Consider the following 21,370-nt stretch of genomic DNA (forward strand, 5'->3'; position numbering starts at 1 on the left):
AGGATTGTCGTATGAAGGAGCAGGTCCACACCGCTGCCCGCCGCGCCCGTACCGCCGCAGCCGTCCTCGCCGTGACCACACGAGCCGGCAAGGACGCCGCGCTCCACGTCATGGCTGACGCACTGGTTGCCGCCACGGATGCGATCGTCTCGGCCAACGACCTCGACGTCGAGGCCGCCCGCGCCGGCGGCACAGGGGAGCACGTGATCGACCGGCTCCGGCTCGACCCCGCTCGCGTGGCGGCCTTCGCCGACGGCCTGCGCGACATCGCGGCGTTGCCGGACCCCGTCGGAGAGGTCGTACGCGGGGCGACCTTGCCCAACGGCCTCCGCATGCAGCAGGTCCGGGTGCCGATGGGCGTGATCGGGATGATCTACGAAGGCCGGCCCAACGTGACGGCCGACGCCGCGGGGATCTGCCTCAAGGCCGGCAGCGCGGTGCTGCTGCGTGGCTCGGCGTCGGCAGCCCGCTCCAACGCCGCGATCATCGAGGTCATGCGCGGTGCGCTCGAGGTGGCCGACCTGCCCGCCGACGCGATCCAGATGATCCCCGCAGACGACCGGTCCTCGGCGACGCACCTGATGCAGGCACGCGGGCTCGTCGACCTCGTGATCCCGCGTGGTGGTGCGGGCCTCATCCGAGCCGTCGTCGAGGAGTCGACGGTGCCCGTCATCGAGACCGGCGTCGGCAACTGCCACGTCTACGTCGACGCGGACGCGGACCTCGACATGGCGCTCGACATCGTCCTCAACTCCAAGACCCACCGGACGAGCGTGTGCAACGCCGCCGAGTCGCTCCTCGTGCACAAGGCCGTCGCCGACGCGTTCCTGCCGCGCGTCGTGGCGGCGCTGCGCGAGGCCGGCGTGACGATCCACGGTGACGCGTCCTTCGGGGCGGTTCACGACGACGTCGTCCCGGCCACCGACGAGGACTACGCCACCGAGTACCTCTCGCTGGACATCTCCGCCCGCGTCGTCGACTCGATCGACGACGCGATCGACCACATCCGTACGTTCTCCTCCGGCCACACCGAGGCCATCGTCACCTCGTCCTTGGCCGCTTCAGGACGGTTCACCACCGGTGTGGACTCCGCGGCGGTCATGGTCAACGCGTCGACGCGGTTCACCGACGGGGGTGAGTTCGGCTTCGGCGCCGAGATCGGCATCTCGACGCAGAAGCTGCACGCCCGCGGGCCGATGGGCCTGACCGAGATGACCACGACCACGTACGTCGTCGTGGGCGAGGGACACACCCGCTGATAGATTGACGTCATGTTCTCGAACCTCGTGACGTCCGAAGAGCCCCTTCGCGACATCGGCATCGATCCTTACGCGGTTGGCGCGATCGCCCTGGCGATCCTCGTCCTCCTGATGCTCGCGCTGCTGTCGTTCGGCAAGGGTCGCGAGCACTCCTGAACGACGTGACGCGGGACCGCCGCGCGGGAAGTGAGCGCCGACGCGTCGGCATCATGGGCGGCACGTTCGACCCGATCCATCACGGCCACCTCGTGGCCGCGAGCGAGGTCCAGTCCTGGTTCGACCTCGACGAGGTCATCTTCGTCCCCACCGGGGAGCCGTGGCAGAAGGCCGATCGCGCGGTGTCGCCGGCCGAGCACCGTTACCTCATGACCGTCATCGCGACAGCCGCCAACCCGCGGTTCGAGGTCAGCCGGGTCGACATCGACCGCAGCGGGCCGACCTACACGATCGACACCCTGCGCGAGCTGACGGCGCTGCATCCCGATGCAGATCTCTACTTCATCACGGGAGCCGACGCGATGGCCGCCCTGCTGACCTGGCAGGACCACGAGGAGCTCTTCACGCTGGCGCACTTCGTGGGCTGCACCCGCCCTGGCCACGAGCTCACCGAGGTCACCCTCGAGGGCCTGCCCAAGGACCGCATCACCCTCGTGGAGATCCCCGCCCTGACCATCTCGTCGACGGACTGCCGACAGCGCGTCGAGAACGGCGAGCCGGTCTGGTACCTGGTGCCGGACGGCGTCGTCCAGTACATCGGCAAGCACGAGCTCTACCGGAAGGCCGAAGCATGAGCGCCACTGATCGAGCCGTCGAGCTCACCAAGGCTGCGGCCGCCGCTGCAGAGGACAAGCTCGCGCAGGACATCATCGCGTTCGACGTCTCGGAGCTGTTGGCGATCACCGACGTCTTCCTGCTCTGCTCGGCGTCGAGCCCGCGTCAGGTCAGGGCCGTCCAGGACGCCATTGAGGAGCGCATGATCGAGCTCGGCGCCAAGGCCGTACGCCGTGAGGGTGAGCGCGAGGGCCGATGGGTCCTGCTCGACTTCTCCGACATCGTCGTGCACGTCCAGCACCAGGACGAGCGGGTCTTCTACGCCCTCGAGCGGCTCTGGAGCGACTGCCCCCTGGTCCCGTTGTCATGACGACCCGCCAGGTCATCCTCTGGCGCCACGGACGTACGCAGTGGAACGTCGAGGGCCGCGTGCAGGGCCAGAGTGACATCCCGCTCGACGAGGTCGGCCTGGCGCAGGCCAAGGCCGCTGCGTCGCGCCTGGCCGCGCTCCGGCCCGACCGGATCGTCAGCTCCGACCTCGTACGCGCTGCCGACACCGCCCGCGCGCTCGCTGACGTGACAGGTGGCCGGGTCGAGCTCGACCCCCGCCTCCGGGAGCTCAACTTCGGGGAGCGCGAAGGCCTCACCTGGCGCGAGGCGTGGACGACGTTCCCCGACGGGATGCAGGCGTGGGTCGACGGCGACGAGACGCAGATTCCCGGGAGCGAGACGCACCGGCAGGCAGGGGAGCGGTTCGCCGCGGCGCTGCACGACCTGCTCGAGGACCTGCCGGCCGGCGGGGTCATGGTGGTGGTGGCACACGGTGCCGTCCTGCGCACGGGAGCGTGCGCCTTCCTCGACATCCCCGAGTCGCACTGGGCGACCTTCGGAGGGCTTGGCAACTGCTCGTGGTCGGTCCTCGAGGAGTCCAGCCACAAGGACTGGTCCATGTGGCGGCTCACCGAATGGAACGCGGGGACCCTGCCGGAGCCGGTCCTGTCCGACGACGAGTGACCCGGTTTGGGCTTGCCCGGGGTCAGCGGCTAGCATTGGCGAGGCCCAACACACGGGCCACAGCGGGGCATTGGCGCAGTTGGTAGCGCGCTTCCATGGCATGGAAGAGGTCAGGAGTTCGAATCTCCTATGCTCCACACGATCAGAAGGCCCGGGCGCTCTTTGCCCGGGCCTTCTGGCGTGTATGGGACTGGTGATTCGGGGAGGAGCGCGCGAGCGGTCTCCCGGGTCTGGTGGGTACGTCGGTGGTGCCAGAGCGCGAGCGCGCGACGGAGTCTCCTATGCTCCACAACGAAGAAGGACCCCCAGAGCGCTCTTTGCTCTGGGGGTCCTTCTTCGTTGCGTATGGCTAGCGATTCGGGGAGGAGCGCGCGAGCGGTCTCCCGTTGCACACGCCACGCACCCCTGATCGCCCGCGCACGAGAACGCACACCCTAGGCTGGTGGCCGCCCCGTCGAACCAGGAAGGTTCCGCCACCCGTGCTCGCCCGCATCAGCTTCGGCATCGCCGCCATGATGGCCGGGATCATCATCGTTGCGGCGTACGTGGGGGATCGCGGCACCGAGGCGGACCTGATCCCGGTCGCGACCGGGGAGAAGGCGCCCGCCGGCCTGGAGCGCTTCTACGACCAGAAGCTGGACTGGGACCCGTGCGGCCGTTCCATCTGCACGTGGGTGCGTGTGCCGCTCGACTACGAGGAGCCCGCCGGCGAGACCATCCGGCTGCGGGTCAAGCTTCGCCCGGCTCTCTCCGACACGGACGCCCGCGTGTTCATCAACCCCGGCGGCCCCGGCGGATCGGGTGTCGGGTTCGTCGACCAGTTCGCGTCCCTGACGTCCAAGGAGCTTCGCCGGGAGCGCGACATCGTCGGCTTCGACCCCCGGGGGGTGGGGCGCAGCGATCCCGTGACCTGCCAGACCGACGCGACGTTCGACAAGCTCATCGCGATGGACCCAGACCCTGACACGCTCAAGCTCGTCGACAAGCTGGGGGACGGGTTCCGCAAGCTCAGCAAGGCGTGCGTCAAGAACTCCGGCGCACTGGCCTCGCACGTCACGACCGAGGAGGCGGCGCGGGACCTCGACGTCCTGCGCGCCCTGATGGGGCAGAAGAAGCTGACCTACTACGGCGCTTCCTACGGCACGCAGCTGGGAGCGACGTACGCCGAGCTGTTCCCGAAGCGGTCGGGCGCGCTGGTGCTCGACGGCGCCGTCGACCCGTCCCGTTCGAAGGAGCGGCAGGGGCTCGACCAGACCAAGAGCTTCCAGCGGGCCCTCAAGGCGTACGTCGCGGACTGCCTCGAGGGCGGCAGCTGCCCCCTCGGGGAGGACAAGGACGCCGCGAACGACAACATCCTCGAGCTCCTCGACGCGCTGGAGGACAAGTCGATCGAGACCCGCTTCGACCGCAAGCTCACCGAGGGAGCCGCGATCTACGGCATCGCCTACGCGATGTACGACCCCGACAGCTGGGACGTCCTGACGACGGGGCTGGTCCGAGCTGGATTCGGGGATGGAACCGTCCTGCTGGCGTTGAGCGACCAGTACTACGGCCGGCGGCAGGACGGCACCTACAAGGACAACAGCGCCCAGGCGTTCTTCGCGATCCGGTGCCTCGACTTCCCGAAGGCTCCGGACGACGACACCATCGTGCGTCGACTTCCGGACTACTCGAAGGCGTCGCCCGTCTTCGGCGGGGTCATGGCCTGGTCCGCTGCGGAGTGCCAGGACTGGGCGGCGACCTCGGAGCACCCGCAGCAGCCGGTCAGCGCCGAGGGTGCCGCGCCGATCGTGGTGATCGGCTCGACGCGGGACCCGGCCACGCCATACGAGTGGTCCGAGTCCTTGGCCGAGGACCTGTCGAGCGGAATCCTGGTGACCCGCAAGGGCGATGGCCACACGGGGTACGGCGTGGGCAACGCGTGCGTGGACCGGGTCGTCGAGCGTTACCTGGTGTTCAACGAAGAGCCCAGCGGACCGGTCACGTGTGATGACACGGAGTGAACCGGGGGCACGACGGGGGCCGCGACGACGCAAGGACCCCGCTCAGCCGCACACTGGAGTCATGAGGTCACGACTGCGGCTCGCCGTCCTGGCGACGTTCGTCATCGGCCTCGTCCTGGCCGGTCTCGGGTCGGTCGTCGCGAAGTCGCCCGAGCAGCGTGACGAGATCCGGGCGGCTGACGCGGTGGCCCAGCGTTTCGACAGGGCCGTGAGTCGCTATGTCTCCGACGCGGCGGCCGACATCGCCAGCAAGCACGACGCGGACCAGGACGGCTATCCGGCGCTGCTGAAGCTGGCCCAGGCGAAGCTGAGAGGGGCACCGGAGCTCGGAGAGAGAGGCACCACGTCGTACGGGCGCGAGCACAGTGACGACTACCAGTCGGCCGAGGATCGGCGACGGGCAGCGCTTCAGTCGCTGGCCGACCTGGAGACCTACCTGCGCAAGAGGGCGATCCCGGACTCGAAGTTCATCGCTGCCGGCAAGAAGCTGGTCGGCCTGCGTCCGGGCACTCTCCTGGGAGACGACCCGGTGCTGAACGGCGATCCGCTCCGCGAACGGGTCCTTCCCGCGTACAAGAAGGCACGCTCGCAGGTCGAGAAGCAGAGTGTCCCCGAGGGATCTCGGCTCCTGAAGCTGGATCTCGTGACGTATGCGGACGACGTCATCGCCCAGACCAAGGACGGTGCCGAGAAGATCGACGACCAGGAGGCGTTCTTCTTCCAGCTCGGAGACCGCCCCGTCGAGCTGTTCCAGCGCCTCGCTGCCTTCGAGTCGGGGATCCAGGTCCAGGTCGACGAGCAGGTCCAGATCGTCGCGGCCTCGCAATAACCCCAGGCCGCCGAACTCGTTGTTCAAGTGGTGATGTGCTTCACATCAATTAGGCTCGAAGAAGCGACCGAATGTCTCGGAAGCATCACGAGGTGTGGTAATTTTTCACTGGCTTGTGTCGCACCACGCGGCGCCGGCGCACTGCACGTAGTCCCAGAACTCCCGTGAACACGCAGAAATGACGAGGAAACGCATGAAGATCCGCAAAGCCACCATGGCGCTCGGAACCCTGGTCCTGGCTTCCGGCACGTCGATCGGCTTCGCCGGCAGCGCTAGCGCTGCCCCCGCGAGCCTCGTGACGGCCGACAGCTGCGTGGACGACAGCGCGGACACCAGCGCCGACACCGATGCAGACGCCGACACGGACGCTGACGCCGACACCGACGCTGACACCGACACGAATGTCAACGCCGACGCTGACGCTCTCGACGCCACCAACGTCGATGTCGACGCCGATGGTGATGACGTCGACGGCGAGCTCGTCCTCCTCATCGATGGTGTCGCGATCTCCAGCCCCAACGCCGTCAACACCACCGAGGGCGTGCTGACCACGGCCACGCAGGTCGACGGCACGCTGGTCACGCAGAACCTCGACATCGACGCTGTTGCGTCGACCAACTCGACCATCGCGGACGGCGCGATCGCCACCAGCACCGAGACCGACGGCACCGTTGCCGTGGGCCTCGACCTCGACGCCGTCTCCTCGACCAACTCCGTCGCGACCAACGTCGCCGGCGAGGAGAGCATCGAGGCCGTGACCGGCGCCGAGACCGATGGTGAGCTCGTCACCACTGACCTCGATGGCGTTGCCATCGCAGCGACCAACTCCGCCGCGCTCGACGGCATCCTGGCCACCAGCACGACCGGCGTGGAGACCGACGGCGAAGTAGCCGCCGGCCTCGATCTCGACGCCGTGGCCGCCACCAACTCGATCGCCGTCGACGTCGACGGCACGACCGGCCTCGAAGCTGTCGCCGGAACGCAGACGCAGGGCGAGCTCGTCACGTCGAACCTCGACGGTGTCGCCGTCGCCGAGACCAACTCGGTCGGCGTCCAGGGCATCACGGCCGTGACCAGCACGACGGGCGAGGACACCGACGGTGAAGTCGTCGCCGGCCTCGACGCCGACGCGATCGCCGCCAACAACTCGGTCGGCGTTGCCGGCATCGAGGCCGTCACGGCCGATGCCGATGGCACGACCACCGACGGCGAGCTCGTCACCACCAACCTCGACGGTGTCGCGGTTGCCAGCCCCAACTCGGTGGGCGTCGCGGGTCTCGCGGCCACCGGCACCGAGACGGACGGTTCGGCTGTCGCCGGCCTCGACCTCGACGCCGTGGCCAGCACCAACTCCATCACGGGCGACACCGACATCGACGCCGTCGCTGTCGAGGGCGCTCTCGAGGGTGTCCTGGTGACCGGCCTCACCGGCACCAGCACGACGAGCATCCTGAGCGCGACGCAGTTCAAGGCCGCCGCTGAGGACTGCGACGACGATGCGCTGCCGGACACCGGTGGCTCGAACCTCGGTCTGCTCGCAGCCGGTGGTGTCCTCGTCGCTGCAGGTGGCGCGGTCATCTTCAGCGCACGTCGCCGCCAGCAGGCCTGAGCTCGGCGAGCAACACGAGCCTGATCAGACAGCATCCGACGCTGTCCACGGCTACGCTTCGGCGTAGTCGTGGGCAGCGTCTGGCACGTAAGGACACGTGAGAGTGGAAGAGCCGAAAGCATCGCAGCACGCGACACCCATCCCATCGATCGGGCGTCGTCTGGTGATCGTCGGCATCGGTGTGGTGTTCGCCATCCACACCGCGTTGATCACGATCTGGATCCAGCCGCCCAACCCGTTCCGCGACGCGGTCGGTGGCGAGAACCTCTATGGATACATCAACAACGATGTGTTCCCGTTCGAGCAGTCGTGGTCCGTCTTCGCCCCGACTCCGCGACGTGGCGGCGAGAACGTCAAGCTCAGGGCCTACTACGGACTGCCCGGCAGTGACGACAGCCGCGTCACCGAGTGGTACGACATCACGGCCGAAGAGGACCAGCGGATCAAGTACCTCGTCAATCCTTCGCGGTTCCACTCCGCGACCCGCCGCCTCGGCGGCAACATCAACTCGACGGTCGGCCAGTTCAACAAGCGGCAGCGGATCCTGATCGGCGGATCCCTCATCACGTCGCCGCGCAGCAAGCTGAGGCAGCTGTTGGAGCAGGGCAACACCAAGGGCCTGCAGGGCAAGGCCAACATCGACCAGTACATCGACAACGACGAGATGTTGACCCGCTTCGGCACGATGTATGCGAACGCCCGCTGGGGCAAGGGCGTCTCGGCGGTCGAGTTCCAGGTGGGACACCGTTCGGTCCCCAACTACAGCAGGCGCAACGAGGAGAACTTCCTCGACGTGCCGTTCACCTACTACCGCATCGGGGTCCGCAAGGCGCTGCCCGGCAACGCCGATGCGCAGGCCGCCTTCGACGGCTATGTCCGCAAGGCGCCGAAGTCGACGAAGGGCGGTGAGTGAGCATGTCCCAGCCCTCCGTCGCTTCCCGCGGGCTCGACCTGGTCAACGAGTGGTACGACCGGTTCGAGGCGTGGCTCCTGACCGACAAGCGATCGATCTACGGTGCCTCGCTGGCCCGTATCCTCGCCGGTTGCTCGGTGATGGGCATCCTGATCACCAACTTCCGCGTGCGCAACCTGATGTTCGGCCAAGGGTCGGTCTGGAACAAGCCGCTCCAGGACGATGCGATCTACTGGCCGCCGCGCCTGATCGTGAGCCACATGGGCAACACGACGTTCTTGTTCTACTACCTGTTCGTCATCCTGCTCGCCCTGCTGTTCGTGCTGGGCTGGCACAGCCGCGTGGTCGGCGTCCTCATGCTGATCGGCCACATGTCGATCATCGAGCGCATCCCGGTCCTCGGTGACCAGGGTGACAACATCCTGCGTGTCGGTCTGTTCCTGCTGCTGTTCATGCACATCAACGAGCACTGGTCGCTCGATGCGCGCAGACGAGCGCGAACCGAGGCCGCGCCCAACGACGGCGTCGGCTCGGTGCTCAAGAACTTCTACAACAACCAGCGCGTGCTGCCCCTGTGGCTGACCAACGGCATCCACAACGTCGTGCTCATCGCGCTCGGGTGGCAGCTCATCATGATCTACTTCTCGGCGGGCTGGTTCAAGGCACAGGGCTCGCTCTGGTACCACGGCACCGCGATCTACTATCCGATGCAGCTGCAGGAGTACAAGCCGTTCCCGTTCCTGACCGACGCGATGACCCACTTCGGCGTCATGGTGGGTCTCGGCACGTACGTCGCCATGGTCGTGCAGATCGGCTTCGGCCTGGCTCTGCTGCATCCCGTCGCGCGACGCATCGCCATCTTCTGCGCGATCATGTTCCACCTCTCGATCGCGGTCTTCATGGCCCTGCCGTGGTTCTCGCTGTCGATGATCGCGTTCGACGCGATCTTCGTCAGCACGGCGACCTTCGTGCTGTTCGACAGATGGATACGCGCCAAGCTGCGACCCGTCGCCGACCTGTTCTGGGACGTCGCCGACCCGATCGTCGACAAGCTGCCGGGACGATCCAAGGACGGCCGCGGCGCCGAGGACGACGGCCAAGGCGTCAAGGAACGGGAACCCAGCCTGGTGCGCAGCGGTCCCGCCGACCAGCCCGGCTAGCTAGGCGACGGCGGCAGCGACGCGCCGGCCGGCCAGCACCAGGCCGATGACCGGCACCGTCAGCACGGCTGCCGCTGCGTTGAGCGTCCCGAAGCCGCTGAGGGCGACGACGATGCCGGCCAGCAGGCCGCCGAGCGCGCCGGCGAGGTTCATCGAGAGGTCCGAGAACCCCTGCACGACGGGTCGGTCGACGACCGCGATGGCCTGGGTCAGCATCGCGGCCCCGGCGATGACCGAGGCGGACCAGCCGATGCCGAGGATCGTCAGTCCGACGGTGATCTGGACCTCGGAGTGCCCGGAGGTGCCGGCGACGAAGACCGCGAGCAGCAGGATCGACTGACCGAGCAGGATCGTGCGGTCGGCACCCCAGCGATCACTCAGGACGCCCATGAGGGGCGACAGGGCGAACATGCCGGCGATGTGCAGGCTGATCGTGAGGCCGATGACGTTGAGGCTGGCGCCGTGGTCCTCCATGTGCACCGGAGTCAGTGCCATGACGGCGACCATGACCGCGTGCGAGGCCGCGATGGCGAAGATCGCCGTGGCGGCGCGGCCGCGGACGTGGGGCAAGGCCGCCCTGACGCCGCGCGCGGCCGGTTTGGCGCCCTCGACCCGGATGAGCGGGTCAGGGCGCAGGAGCAGCGCGGTGAGCAGGCCGGCGACGGCGAAGCCGGCGGCCGAGAACAGCATGGGGCCGGCCAGGTCCGGCAGCCCGACGGCGTCGGCGACCGTGGCTCCGGGGCCGGTGAGGTTGGGTCCGATGACGGCGCCGACAGTCGTGGACCAGACGACCAAGGAGAGCGCGAGGCCGACCTGTCCCGGCGCGGCGCGGTCGACGGCGGCGAAGCGGGACTGCAGATTCGCTGCCGTGCTGGCACCGAACAGCAGCAGACCGGCCAGGAGGACGGGCAAGGACTCGATCTCGGCGCCGGCGATGATGACACCTGCGCCGGAGGCCCCGAGGAGCCAGCCGAGTGCAAGTGCCGGACGCCGCCCGGTGCGCGCAGCGATCGACGACAGCGGCATCGTGAAGCCGGCTGCTCCGAGGGTCAGCATGACGACGGCCATGCCGGCCCAGCCGGACGACCCACTGACGTCCTTGACCAGGAGCGCTCCGACGGCGAGGCCCGCGCCGTTGCCGACACCACCGACGACCTGCACGAGCGAGAGCACCGTGACGATGCGCCGCTGAGCCGGATCAACTACGGGAGCTGTCTCCATCACGTGAGCAACCTAACGCACGCATGGGCCGAGCGAGCGCCAGCGAGCGATGGCAGTGGCCCGGGCGAAGCCCGGCAGCGGCGAGGAACGAGCCGCTGAAGCGACGAAGTCGCGCCACCTACCAGATCGTCACGCGCTCCTGCTCGTCGAGCCAGAGCTCGTCGTCGGCGGTGACGCCGAAGGCGTCGTAGAACGCGTCGATGTTGCGGACCACCTGGTTGCAGCGGAACTCCGGGGGCGAGTGCGGGTCGATCGTCAGGCGGCGGACGGTCTCGGCGGGGCGGACCTTGGACTGCCACGCCTGCGCCCATGAGATGAAGAACCGCTGGTCGGGGGTGAGTCCGTCGATCTCGGCGTCGTCGGGCTGGGTGAGCCGGAACGCACGGTAGGCGATGCCGAGGCCGCCCAGGTCCCCGATGTTCTCGCCGATCGTGAGCGAGCCGTTGACCGTACGGTCGTCGGCGCCCTCGGGGGAGAGGGCGTCGTACTGGGCGATGAGGGCCGAGGTCAGCTTCTCGAAGGACTCGCGGTCCTCGTCGGTCCACCAGTTGCGCAGCGCTCCGGACCCGTCGTACTGGGAGCCCTGGTCGTCGAAGCCGTGCCCGATCTCGTGACCGATGACGGCGCCGATCGCCCCGTAGTTGACCGCGTCGTCGGCGTCGGCGTGGAAGAAGGGCGGCTGCAGGATCGCGGCGGGGAAGACGATCTCGTTCATCGTCGGGTTGTAGTAGGCGTTGACGGTCTGCGGCGTCATGTACCACTCGTCGCGGTCGATCGGGGAGCCGATCTTGGCGAGCTCGCGGTCGGTGGCCACGGCGATCGCGCGTCGGGCGTTGCCGAGCAGGTCGTCCGGCGCGGTCTCGAGCGCGGAATAGTCCTTGAACTCGTCAGGGTGCCCGATCTTGGGGTTGAAGGTGTCGAGCTTGTCGTGCGCACGCTTCTTGGTCTCGTCGCTCATCCAAGGCAGGGCCGAGATGCTCTGGCGGTAGGCCTCGAGGAGGTTGTCGATCAGCTCGGTCATCCGCTCCTTGGAGGCGGGCGGGAACTCGCTGCGGACGTAGATCTTGCCGACTGCCTCGCCCATGGCGCCCTCGACGAAGCCCACGCCGCGCTTCCAGCGGGGCCGCAGCTCGTCGGTGCCGCTGAGCGTCTTGCCGTAGAACTCGAAGTTGGCCTCGACGAACGCCGACGAGAGGTAGGGCGACGCGCTGTGGATGACCTGCCAGCGCAGCCAGTCCTTCCAGGCCTCGAGCTCGGCCGGGACGAGCAGGGTCTCAAGTCCCTCGAGGTAGGAGGGCTGAGCCACGACGATCTCGGCGACCACGGGTTCGGGGATCTTGGCGGCGCTGGACCACAGGAGCCAGTCGAACGAGGGGGTCAGGGACTTCAGGCCGTCGAGGGCCAGGAGGTTGTACGTCTTCTGCGCGTCGCGGGACTCGACCCGGTCCCAGTGGAACGTCGCCAAGCGGGTCTCGAGGTCCATGATCCGCTGGGCGCGGCCTGCTGGGTCGTCGAGTCCGCCGAGGCCGAGCATCGTCGTGAGGTGGCTGACGTACGCCTCGCGGATCGCGGCGGAACCCTCCTCGCGGTAGTAGGACTCGTCGGGCAGGCCGATGCCGCCCTGGCCCAGGTGGGTCACGTAGCGGTCGGGCTGACCGCTGTCGGGCCCGATGTACATGCCGAACACGCTGCCGACGCCCTGCCGGTCGAGGGCACCGAGGGTCGAGACGAATGCCGGGATGTCGGAGATGGCGTCGACCTGGGCGAGCTCGCCCTGGAGCGGGGTCGCGCCGAGCTGCTCGACGCGCTCCTCGTCCATGAAGCTGGCGTAGAGGTCGCCGATCTTGCGCTGCTCGTCGTCCTCGGGCGCCTTGCTGGCGCTCTCGATGATCTCGCGGACCTTGGCTTCTGACTCGTCGACGAGGGTGACGAACGAGCCCGCGGTGGCGCGGTCGGGCTGGATCTCCGCGGTCCGTAGCCACGGGCCGTTCACGTGGCGAAACAGGTCGTCTTGAACCCGGATGGAGGGGTCGAACTGGGTCATGTCGATGCCGTGGGTCACGCCAGTAGGCTACACAGGTGAGCAAGACCCATCCGGCCGAACTGACGGTCGTCCGCACGGAATTCGTGGCTCCGGGCATGCGCCGCGTCGTGCTCGGTGGGCCGGGATTCGTCGAGTTCGGCAACCGGCACGCGCTGCTCAACCGGGACGTCCCTGACGGCGGCGCCTTCACCGACGAGTACGTCAAGCTCGTCTTCCTCGCCGACGGGTACGACTACCAGCGACCGCTCGATCTCGCAGCCGTGCGCGAGACCATGCCGCCCGAGGCCTGGCCGGTGCTGCGTACCTACACCGTCCGCTGGGTCGACCTCGAGGCCCAGGAGCTCGCGATCGACTTCGTCGTGCACGGCGACGAGGGCGTCGCCGGTCCGTGGGCAGCGGGCGCCGAGCCCGGCGACACCGTGCACGTGCGAGGGCCCAGCGGGGCCTACCGGCCCGATCCGACTGCGGACTGGCACCTGTTCGTCGGCGACGAGGCCGGTCTCCCCGCGATCTCGGCCGCTCTCGAGGCGCTGCCGGCCGGCACCGCGGCCGTGGCCTTCGTCGAGGTCGGGGGAGCGGACGACGAGATCGCACTCGCGACCGTCGCGGAGCTCGAGATGCACTGGCTGCACCGCGGTGACCGTGCTCCGGGGACCACGACGCTGCTCGACGACGCCGTCCGGGCCTGGAGCTGGCGTCCGGGCCGTGCGCAGGCCTTCATCCACGGCGAGTCAGCACTGCTCAAGAGCGTCCGGCCGTACGTGCTGGACGACCGGGGTGTGGCTCGCGCGGACGTCTCGGTCTCGGCCTACTGGCGGCGCGGCGCGACCGAGGAAGGCTTCCGTGAGTGGAAGTCCGCCCAGAAGGACGCGGTCATGCGACCGGCGGCGCCCTGACGCTGCCCTGACGGTAACCTCGTCGGGTGACTGAACTCCGCAACGTGGCCGTCGTCCTGGCCGGTGGCACCGGCACGAGGGTCGGTCTGTCGATCCCCAAGCAGCTCATCAAGATCGCCGGCAAGACGATCATCGAGCACACCATCGCGGCGTTCCAGGCGTCCTCGCTCGTCGACGAGATCGTGATCCTGATGACGCCGGGGCACCTGGATCCGGTGCGCGCGATCGTGCAGAACGGCGGGTACGACAAGGTCACCCAGATCGTCGAGGGCGGCGAGACCCGCAACGAGTCGACGAGCCGCGCGCTCGAGGCGTTGGGCTCCGAGGAGTGCAACGTCTTGTTCCACGACGCCGTGCGCCCGCTCGTGTCGCAGACGATCATCGGTGACGTCGTCGCAGCCCTGGCGACGCACGAGGCGGTCGACACGGCGATCCCCTCGGCGGACACCGTCGTGCAGGTGCACGACACACCCGACGGGACCGACACGATCTCGGACGTGCTCCCGCGCCATCTGCTCCGCCGCGGCCAGACCCCCCAGGCGTTCCGCCTCTCGGTGATCCGCAAGGCGTACGAGCTGGCGTGGCAGGACCCGGACTTCACCGCGACGGACGACTGCACCGTCGTGCTGCGCTACCTGCCCGAGGTGCCGATCGCCGTCGTCACGGGGCACGAGCGCAACATGAAGGTCACCGAGCCGATCGACGTCTACATCGCCGACAAGCTCTTCCAGCTGCACTCAGCCGACAAGCCCGACCAGCTCACCGACGAGCAGTACCGTTCGGCGCTCGAGGGCAAGACTATGGTCGTCTTCGGCGGGTCCTACGGGATCGGGGGCGACATCGCCGAGCTCGCCCGCGGATTCGGTGCGACAGTGCACTCGTTCTCGCGCTCGTCGACCAACACGCACGTGGATCGCCGAGAGGACATCGCCGCCGCCGCTGCCGCAGTGCTCAAGGAGTCCGAGTCGATCGACTTCGTCGTCAACACCGCCGGCGTGCTGGTGATCGAGGACCTTGCCGACACCTCCGAGGAGACGATCTTCGCGGCGACCGAGATCAACTACCTGGCCCCGATCTTCATCGCGCAGGAGTTCTACCCACACCTCGCGCGGTCGTCCGGTTCGCTGCTGCTGTTCACGTCGTCCTCCTACACGCGTGGGCGCGGCGGCTACTCGCTCTACTCCTCGGCCAAGGCGGCCGTCGTCAACCTGACCCAGGCACTGGCCGACGAGTGGGCGGGCGAGGTGCGAGTCAACTGCGTCAACCCCGAACGTACGGGCACGCCGATGCGCACCAAGGCGTTCGGCGAGGAGCCCGAAGGCACGTTGCTGAGCTCGATGGAGGTCGCCCGGCAGTCCCTCGACGTGCTGCTGGCCGAGCAGACCGGGCACATCATCGACATCCGTCGCGAGGACGGCCCGGCCGCGGTCGGCGGCGGCTCCTAGACGTAGCGCTCGACGCCGGAGGCACCCGGTGAGAGGGTGTCCAGATGGGGGAGCGCGAGGATTCCGGCCGATGGGTCGTCGACTCACCTGCCATCGGTTCCGGGCTGCAGCCCGAGCGATTTCGGGGTGACAGGCCACCGCGCAAGCCGCCTCGATCAGCAGCGCCGGTGGCCCTCACGATCTCGGGCGGTGGGTTCCGGGCCACCCTCGCCGGCCTCGGCGCGATCCGCCTGCTGGCCGATGCCGGGATGCTCGGCGACCTCCGGTACGTCTCCTCGGTCTCGGGCGGCTCCTTGGCGAACGGCCTGCTCGCGTCGCGCTGGCCACTGCTGAGGGACGCCGGACTGACCGGCGCTGCCGTGCAGGAGCACCTGATCGACCCGTTCGTCGCCCAGATCTCGACGCAGTCGCTGAAGTGGTCGCTCGTCCGCGGGAGCTGGCGGGCGATCGGGCCCTCGACCCGCACGGACCTGCTGGCGCGACGCCTCGACGAGTGGTGGTTCGACGGCGTGGAGCTCGAGCAGCTCGACCGCAGCGTCCGCTGGATCGTCAACGCAGCGAACCTCACGACCGGCGTCCGGTTCGGCTTCGAGCGCGACATGGTCGGGGACTACACGATCGGCCACGCGCCGACGGCCGGCAGCGGGCTCCGCCTCAGCACCGCCGTCGCGGCGTCGGCCGCGGTGCCCGGAGCGTTCGCCCCGGTCGTGCTGACGTCACCCAAGCTGCCCGGCGCGGAGCACCTGCCGGTGCTGATGGACGGCGGCACGTACGACAACACCGGTCTGCAGGCGCTGGACGACAAGGCGTACCGCGACGTGTTCCTCGTCGCTATGAACGCCGGCGGCCTGCTGCGACCGGGCCCGTACGGCCGGGTGCCGGTCATCCGCGACCTGGCCCGAGCCAACTCGCTGCTCTACCGCCAGAGCGTCGCGCTGCGGACCACGAGCCTGGTCGCGCAGTTCCAGCGCGGCCGCAAGGCCGGCTCGGGGCCGTTGCCGCCCGACGGCCGTCGCGGCGTGCTGACCGGCCTCGTCACGGCGCTGCCGGAACCGGGGCCGGCGCCGCTGAGGGCGTGGCGCGAGGCCTTCCCGGAGCGCCGTACGCACGAGGATCGCGATCTCGCCCTCGTGCCGACCGTGTTCGACAAGCTCGACCCGGCGCTGTGCCGGGCGCTGGTGCACCGCGGATGGTGGACCGTCGGAGCCGCCCTGGCGACGTTCTTCCCCCGCCGGCTCGGCGACTTCAGCTCGTGGGCGGCGCCGGAGCCCTGAGTGGCTGACGGCCTCACGGGAGATCGAAGAAGCGCACGTCCTCCCCGGTCACCAGCACGACCCGACCGTCGGGCATGCCGATCGTGCGGACCTGGGCGGCATCGTCGCCGTACTCGACACTGGTGAGGGTGCTGTCCGAGCGGCCGTGCTTGACAGTCACCGTGGCGATCTTGACCCGCCGGCCCTTCTGGATCACCACGAGGGCGGTGTCGTGCTCGGGCAGCCACGTGAACGATCGCGGGTCGTCCCCGGCGAGCGCCCGGGACCTCTTGTAGGTCTCGACGGCAGTGCGCCGGACGTCGGTGAGGTCCGAGGTGTCGAAGAGGGCGATCTGCGCGCCCCGTCCGCCGCGGCCGACACCGAGCAGCCACCTGTCGCTCAGCGGGTGCAGGTAGTCGCTGAACCCGGGGATCTTGAGCTTGCCGAGCAATCGAGGCTTCGCCGGATCCTTGAGGTCGATCGTGTACAGCGGATCGACCCGCCGGAACGTCACCACGACGGCGAGGTCGTCGAACCAACGGACACCCTTGAGGTCCTCGTTGCGGCCGAGCCCGTCGACCCGGCCGATCTCCGTCAGCTCGGTGCCCTCGCGCTTGAACGTGACGACCGAGTTGAAGTTGCCGGTCTCGCTGGACGGTCCCACAGCGACGCGCAGCACGTCGTCGGCCTCGTCGAGCGACCAGCGGTCCGCGACCCGTCCCTCGACCTCGCCCGAGGCGACGTGGACCGCGTCGACGCCGTCGAGCTCGAAGTCGTACAGGTGCGTGGTCCCGCCGCCCTGTGACCCTATGGTCTTGCACCCGAAGCAGTCCGACCGACGAGGAGACTCTGCGAGGTAGAGGTGACCTGCCGACTCGTACGCGATCGTGGTGCCCCCCGCGAGTCCGATGGCATGCGGCTTCGCGGCGTCGGTGGCCGTGAATCCCACGATGCTGACGGTGTCCAGGGCGGCGGTGTCCGGGACTGCGACGTTCGTGCAGTCGAGCAGCTGACGCCGGTCCTTGCCGGCGGTGTAGCTCGGCAGCCAGTCCTCGATCGTCGACTCCTCGACGGCGCGACGGTTGGCCACGAGCGCCTCGCGCTCGGTGACCTTGCCCTCGGGCCGGATGAAGTCGAGCGTGGGCAGACCCGCGGCCATGACGAGGCGGACGGTCGAGCGATGCTGCCTTGCCGAGACGACCCGCGACGAGTACTCCACGTCGGACACGACCTTCGGCTCTGCAGTGTCCTCGACCGACACCGTGATGACCCGGCTGCCGCGACGCAGGCCGGTTGCCTCGTCGCGGGGGCTGTGGGTGTCGGTGCCGATCGCGATGACGGTCTGCCCGGCCAGCAGGATCTGGCCGTCCTCGATGCCTTGGAGCGGGGTGCTCGACTGCTTGACCATCTTGGGGCCGGACGCGTCGTAGACGACGAGGCTGCTGCCGCGGAGCCGCACCACCAGCCTGCCGTCGGTCTTGACGTTGTCGGGCTCGTCGACGCCGTTCTCCTGGACGTTGGTGCCGGTGTCACTCGAGTCCTGCGACCGCTGGCCTCCGATGTCCTTGGCGGTTCCCGTTGCTGCAAAAACGTCCATGCGCTCCAGGCTGAGCGATGTGCTGCTCTCCAGCTTGTACGAGCCGTATGGGTCGAACCGCCGGCCCCAGCCCCACGCCGAGACCAGCCCCAGCGCGCGGTCGCGATAGGAGTCGAGCAGCTCGTCACAGCTCTGCGCCGGCTCCAGGTCGGCCTGGAACGCGACGGGGCGGGCGTCGCTGAGGGGCGTCGAGCTGCCCGGCCCGGGACGATTGCCGACCGCGGCGCCGGCCACGAACGAGCCGACGACAGCGGCCGTGGCACCGACGGCGATGAAGGTCTGCCGCAGCTTGCGCCGCCGGGCGGCCTCGGCGCGGCCGGCCGACTGGATCGCCTCCACCGGCGGCGTGCCGGTCGGCAGCTCGTCCCACAGGTCTTCGAGATCGCTCATCGGTGCTCCTCGGACAGCTCGGAGAGGTGGTGCGAGCCGGCGAGGATCGCCAGCGCGCGGGAAAGTCGGCTCTTGACCGTGCCGGCCGGTATGCCAAGGGCGGCGGCGGTCTGCGCCTCGGTCAGCTGCACGAAGTAGCGCAGCACGACGACGTCGCGCTGCGCCTTGGTCAGCGCCGCGAGCGCGTGGTGGATCGCGTCGGACGTGACGACGTCGCCGCTCACATCCTCGACGTGCCCGTCAGGCTCGATGTCGACGCGGCTCCGCCACCAGCGCGTGCGCCGCACGTCGCGGAGCTGGTTGAGCAGCATGCGGTAGACGTATGCGTCGCGGTTGGCCGCGTCGGTCACCCGCTGCCAGCTGGAGTAGCAGCGGACCAAGGTCTGCTGAGCCAGGTCCTCGGCCTCGTCGGGACCGGCGCCGAGGAAGATCGCGGCACGAACGAGATCACGCCACTGCGTGCGCACGAACTCCGCGAAGCTCGCTTCTGACGTCGCGTCCACGCCGCCTCCTCAGATGACCTGTCACCTTACGACGGATCCCGAAGGCGAACGGTTCCATCCGGGCTCAGGTGGTGAGCGGTGGCGTGCGGGGATGGGTCCGCTCCCACCAGCCGCACCCGGCCATCACGAGCGCGGCCAGGGCCCAGCCGGCCACGATGTCGATGACATAGTGCTCGCCCGAGTAGACCAGTGCCAGGCCCATCAGCAGCGGGTAGGTGAGCAGCAGCCAGCGCCACGGGCTGCTCAGGCGGGTGATCGCGTAGAGGACGATGAGCATCGCGAGCCCGCCGTGCAGCGACGGCATCGCCGCCACCGGATTGCCGACCTTGGCGAGCACGACGTGGAAGCCGCCGAGGCCCAGGTCGTCCCACCCTCGACCGGTGAGCCGCGGGACGTCCCCGGCGATGTAGCCCTCCTTGGACGCCAGCCACGGGGGCGCCATCGGGTAGAGGATGTAAACAACCAGGGCCGAGAAGTTGATCACGAGATAGCGGCGCATCCAGGGGATCCAGGCCTCGCGACTGCGCAGCCACAGGACGACCGCGATCGTCAGGCCCGCCACGAAGTGGGTGAAGTAGACCGTCGTCAGGATCGCGTCGTACCAGCGCGGTTCGGTCGAGCTGGTGCACGGCGCGGCGCACCAGGCGTCCTGCAGCCGTGTGGTGGGCAGCTCGCCGCCGCCGAGCCACTCGTCGACACGAATCGGCATGGTCCAGTGGACCGGCATCGAGATCCACTCGTCGGACAGGCCACGGCTGTAGAGGTAGATGACGAGCAGCCCGAACGCCGGGGCCCAGTCGTGGGCGAACCCCAGGTGGTAGCGCCAGGGCGCCGACGGCCGCCAGGCGATCGTCACGAGCCACAGCCAGACGAACATCTGGAACGGGTCCGTCGGCACGCCGATCAGCGCGATCCAGACGCCGAGCGCGACGGCGTACGCGGCCACGGCCGGCGCCCGCCACCTCGACGACGTGCTCGGCAGCTGATCAGCTCGGGTCGTCATGGGCACACCTTCGGGACGGTTGGGAGGGTGCGGGTCTCGGTCGTGAGCAACCAGATCGACCTCCCGCAGATGGTCGCGACCTTGCGATAGCCGTCACGGAGCAGCTGCACGGTGCGCCCCGGCTCGATCCCCCACGAGTTGAGCCCCGACCAGTTGACCACCCAGGTCGGCCGGCGGGAGGAGTCGATCACCGCGGACAGCTCGCTGAGGTCGGCGTCGCGCGTGCGGACCGGGAGGCTCCACAGATAACGGTAGGGACTCGACATCCCCGCCTCGAACAGGACGTTGGGTTGTCCGAACGTGATGATCCCGGTGTCGGCGGGCTCGCGAGCCTCGCGCAGCCAGGTGCCGACCGTGTGCTGCTGCCCGTTGTCGTCCGGCTCGAACCCGAGCGCGATCACGAGGTTGACCGCCGTCACGGCGACCGTCGCAATGGCCAGGCGCCGCATCAGGCGTACGGGAGCGCGGCCGGCGAGGAGCCCGGCGGCCAGGCTCGCGGCAGGCACCATCTGGATCAGGTAGTGCGCCCAGTAGCTGCCTCCGAACAGGGCGATGACGAGGCTGCACAGCAGCGTCGCCGCGGTGGCCAGCAGCAGCGGGTCCTTGAGACGGGCACCCAGCAGCACCGTGAGCACGGTCGCCGCTCCGAGGCCGCTGACCGCCCAGGTGCCCATCATGACGAGCAGCCGCAGCGGCGTCGCGCCGCTGGCCGAGGCCCGGATGACCTCACCGGCCTCGGCGCGGAAGCGGACCACCGCGTCGAACAGGTCGGTCGGCGACGTACCGCGCGCGTCAGCGGCGACCAGCATCACGACCGCCGCTGCTGCGGCGCCCAGCGCGCCCCAGGCCACGACGCGGACGACCACACGGAGGGACTCGCGGCGCTGCACGGCCATCGCCAGCGAGAGCGCGATGGCGAACACGAATCCTTCGATGACGCTCTGCTTGATGGCCAGCGCGCCCATCGCCAGCACCCCCGCGCCGAGCGCTGCCGGGACGCGCCACCTCGGGTGCAGCACGGCGCGCAGCACCAGGCCGATGCTCCACGCCACGAAGGGGGCGGCGAGCATCTCCCCGTTGACCCTGGCGACACCGAGCCACTGGGCCACGCCGAACAGGGCGGCTGCGCCGGCGGCCCAGCGCGCCGCTTCCGGGCCACGGGCGACGTGGGCCGCCCAGGCGATGCCGAGCAGGGTCAGCACGGATGCGGCGAGCCCGAGGACTCGCAGCGAGGTCACCCCGCCGGCGAGCTCGGTCATCCACAGCAACAGGGGAGGGCGGTCGACCCAGTAGTCGCCGTAGAGCGACGATCCGTCGTGCCAGCCGGTGCCGACCATGAGGAAGCCGGCCTCGTCGGCCCCGACGTACGCCCGGAACATCAGGAGGCGCAGGGCGATCAGCACCGCGACCGCCATCGAGATGACGGCGAGCGGCGAGAGTCTCGTCCAGAGGCCCGCCAC

19 protein-coding genes and 1 tRNA gene are annotated in these 21,370 nt (G+C 69.2%); 14 read left to right on the forward strand and 6 right to left on the reverse strand.

Going from position 1 to position 21,370, the window contains the following annotated elements:
• The first annotated feature begins 11 nt into the window (after window positions 1–11).
• The 11 genes from AB0N22_RS01895 (at window position 12) to AB0N22_RS01945 (ending at window position 9,558) form a co-directional block, all read left to right on the forward strand.
• Window positions 12–1,259: a glutamate-5-semialdehyde dehydrogenase gene (locus AB0N22_RS01895; RefSeq protein ID WP_364635316.1), complete on the forward strand. Its 1,248-nt coding sequence runs from the start codon at window positions 12–14 to the stop codon at window positions 1,257–1,259.
• A gap of 12 nt (window positions 1,260–1,271) precedes the next feature.
• Entirely contained in the window at window positions 1,272–1,415 is a 144-nt protein-coding gene (locus AB0N22_RS01900) for a hypothetical protein (RefSeq protein ID WP_364635319.1), read from the forward strand.
• Window positions 1,416–1,420: 5 nt separating this feature from the next.
• The gene (nadD, locus tag AB0N22_RS01905; protein WP_364635320.1) at window positions 1,421–2,050 is read left to right on the forward strand and encodes a nicotinate-nucleotide adenylyltransferase; all 630 of its coding nucleotides are present in this window, start codon (window positions 1,421–1,423) and stop codon (window positions 2,048–2,050) included.
• Window positions 2,047–2,400 (forward strand): ribosome silencing factor, encoded by a 354-nt coding sequence (gene rsfS, locus AB0N22_RS01910; RefSeq protein ID WP_364635322.1) that lies wholly within the window; start codon window positions 2,047–2,049, stop codon window positions 2,398–2,400. Before nadD ends, rsfS begins: the two co-directional genes overlap by 4 nt.
• Entirely contained in the window at window positions 2,397–3,044 is a 648-nt protein-coding gene (locus AB0N22_RS01915; protein WP_364635325.1) for a histidine phosphatase family protein, read from the forward strand. The genes rsfS and AB0N22_RS01915 overlap by 4 nt, the downstream gene beginning before the upstream one ends.
• A 64-nt stretch (window positions 3,045–3,108) precedes the next feature.
• Window positions 3,109–3,181 (forward strand) — tRNA-Ala (locus AB0N22_RS01920).
• A 342-nt stretch (window positions 3,182–3,523) separates the two neighbouring features.
• Window positions 3,524–5,047: an alpha/beta hydrolase gene (locus AB0N22_RS01925; protein ID WP_364635328.1), complete on the forward strand. Its 1,524-nt coding sequence runs from the start codon at window positions 3,524–3,526 to the stop codon at window positions 5,045–5,047.
• Window positions 5,048–5,108: 61 nt separating this feature from the next.
• Window positions 5,109–5,876, forward strand: a complete 768-nt coding sequence (locus AB0N22_RS01930) for a hypothetical protein (RefSeq protein ID WP_364635331.1) — start codon at window positions 5,109–5,111, stop codon at window positions 5,874–5,876.
• Window positions 5,877–6,069: 193 nt separating this feature from the next.
• Entirely contained in the window at window positions 6,070–7,485 is a 1,416-nt protein-coding gene (locus AB0N22_RS01935) for an LPXTG cell wall anchor domain-containing protein (RefSeq protein WP_364635334.1), read from the forward strand.
• A 103-nt stretch (window positions 7,486–7,588) separates the two neighbouring features.
• Window positions 7,589–8,398 (forward strand): DUF5819 family protein, encoded by an 810-nt coding sequence (locus tag AB0N22_RS01940; RefSeq protein ID WP_364635337.1) that lies wholly within the window; start codon window positions 7,589–7,591, stop codon window positions 8,396–8,398.
• A gap of 2 nt (window positions 8,399–8,400) precedes the next feature.
• Complete coding sequence (locus AB0N22_RS01945) at window positions 8,401–9,558, forward strand: hypothetical protein (RefSeq protein WP_364635340.1); 1,158 nt, start codon at window positions 8,401–8,403, stop codon at window positions 9,556–9,558.
• Here the strand turns inward: AB0N22_RS01945 and AB0N22_RS01950 are convergent, their stop codons facing one another.
• Both AB0N22_RS01950 and AB0N22_RS01955 read right to left on the reverse strand, forming a co-directional pair.
• Window positions 9,559–10,779, reverse strand: a complete 1,221-nt coding sequence (locus AB0N22_RS01950; RefSeq protein ID WP_364639157.1) for an MFS transporter — start codon at window positions 10,777–10,779, stop codon at window positions 9,559–9,561.
• 118 nt (window positions 10,780–10,897) lie between these two features.
• A complete protein-coding gene (locus AB0N22_RS01955; RefSeq protein WP_364639160.1) occupies window positions 10,898–12,823 on the reverse strand; it encodes a M13-type metalloendopeptidase in 1,926 nt (641 codons plus the stop codon).
• Between the two features lie 35 nt (window positions 12,824–12,858).
• On the opposite strand from AB0N22_RS01955, the gene AB0N22_RS01960 reads away from it, so the two are divergent.
• The 3 genes from AB0N22_RS01960 to AB0N22_RS01970 all read left to right on the forward strand — a co-directional run bounded on the left by AB0N22_RS01960 (window position 12,859) and on the right by AB0N22_RS01970 (window position 16,438).
• Entirely contained in the window at window positions 12,859–13,719 is an 861-nt protein-coding gene (locus AB0N22_RS01960; protein ID WP_364635343.1) for a siderophore-interacting protein, read from the forward strand.
• Window positions 13,720–13,745: 26 nt separating this feature from the next.
• Window positions 13,746–15,164 (forward strand): bifunctional cytidylyltransferase/SDR family oxidoreductase, encoded by a 1,419-nt coding sequence (locus tag AB0N22_RS01965; RefSeq protein WP_364635346.1) that lies wholly within the window; start codon window positions 13,746–13,748, stop codon window positions 15,162–15,164.
• 167 nt (window positions 15,165–15,331) lie between these two features.
• Window positions 15,332–16,438 carry a patatin-like phospholipase family protein gene (locus AB0N22_RS01970; protein ID WP_364635349.1) on the forward strand — a complete coding sequence of 369 codons (1,107 nt, stop codon included), beginning with the start codon at window positions 15,332–15,334 and terminating at the stop codon, window positions 16,436–16,438.
• Between the two features lie 13 nt (window positions 16,439–16,451).
• Here the strand turns inward: AB0N22_RS01970 and AB0N22_RS01975 are convergent, their stop codons facing one another.
• The 4 genes from AB0N22_RS01975 to AB0N22_RS01990 form a co-directional block, all read right to left on the reverse strand.
• Window positions 16,452–18,404 (reverse strand): beta-propeller domain-containing protein, encoded by a 1,953-nt coding sequence (locus AB0N22_RS01975; protein ID WP_364635351.1) that lies wholly within the window; start codon window positions 18,402–18,404, stop codon window positions 16,452–16,454.
• Window positions 18,401–18,907 carry a SigE family RNA polymerase sigma factor gene (locus AB0N22_RS01980; RefSeq protein ID WP_364635354.1) on the reverse strand — a complete coding sequence of 169 codons (507 nt, stop codon included), beginning with the start codon at window positions 18,905–18,907 and terminating at the stop codon, window positions 18,401–18,403. The genes AB0N22_RS01975 and AB0N22_RS01980 overlap by 4 nt, the downstream gene beginning before the upstream one ends.
• A gap of 64 nt (window positions 18,908–18,971) precedes the next feature.
• Window positions 18,972–19,910, reverse strand: coding sequence for a phosphatase PAP2 family protein (locus AB0N22_RS01985; RefSeq protein WP_364635357.1), 939 nt, complete (start codon window positions 19,908–19,910; stop codon window positions 18,972–18,974).
• Window positions 19,907–21,370: a hypothetical protein gene (locus AB0N22_RS01990; protein WP_364635360.1), complete on the reverse strand. Its 1,464-nt coding sequence runs from the start codon at window positions 21,368–21,370 to the stop codon at window positions 19,907–19,909. Before AB0N22_RS01990 ends, AB0N22_RS01985 begins: the two co-directional genes overlap by 4 nt.

This window comes from Aeromicrobium sp. NPDC092404, from assembly GCF_040684095.1.
GTDB lineage: Bacteria > Actinomycetota > Actinomycetes > Propionibacteriales > Nocardioidaceae > Aeromicrobium.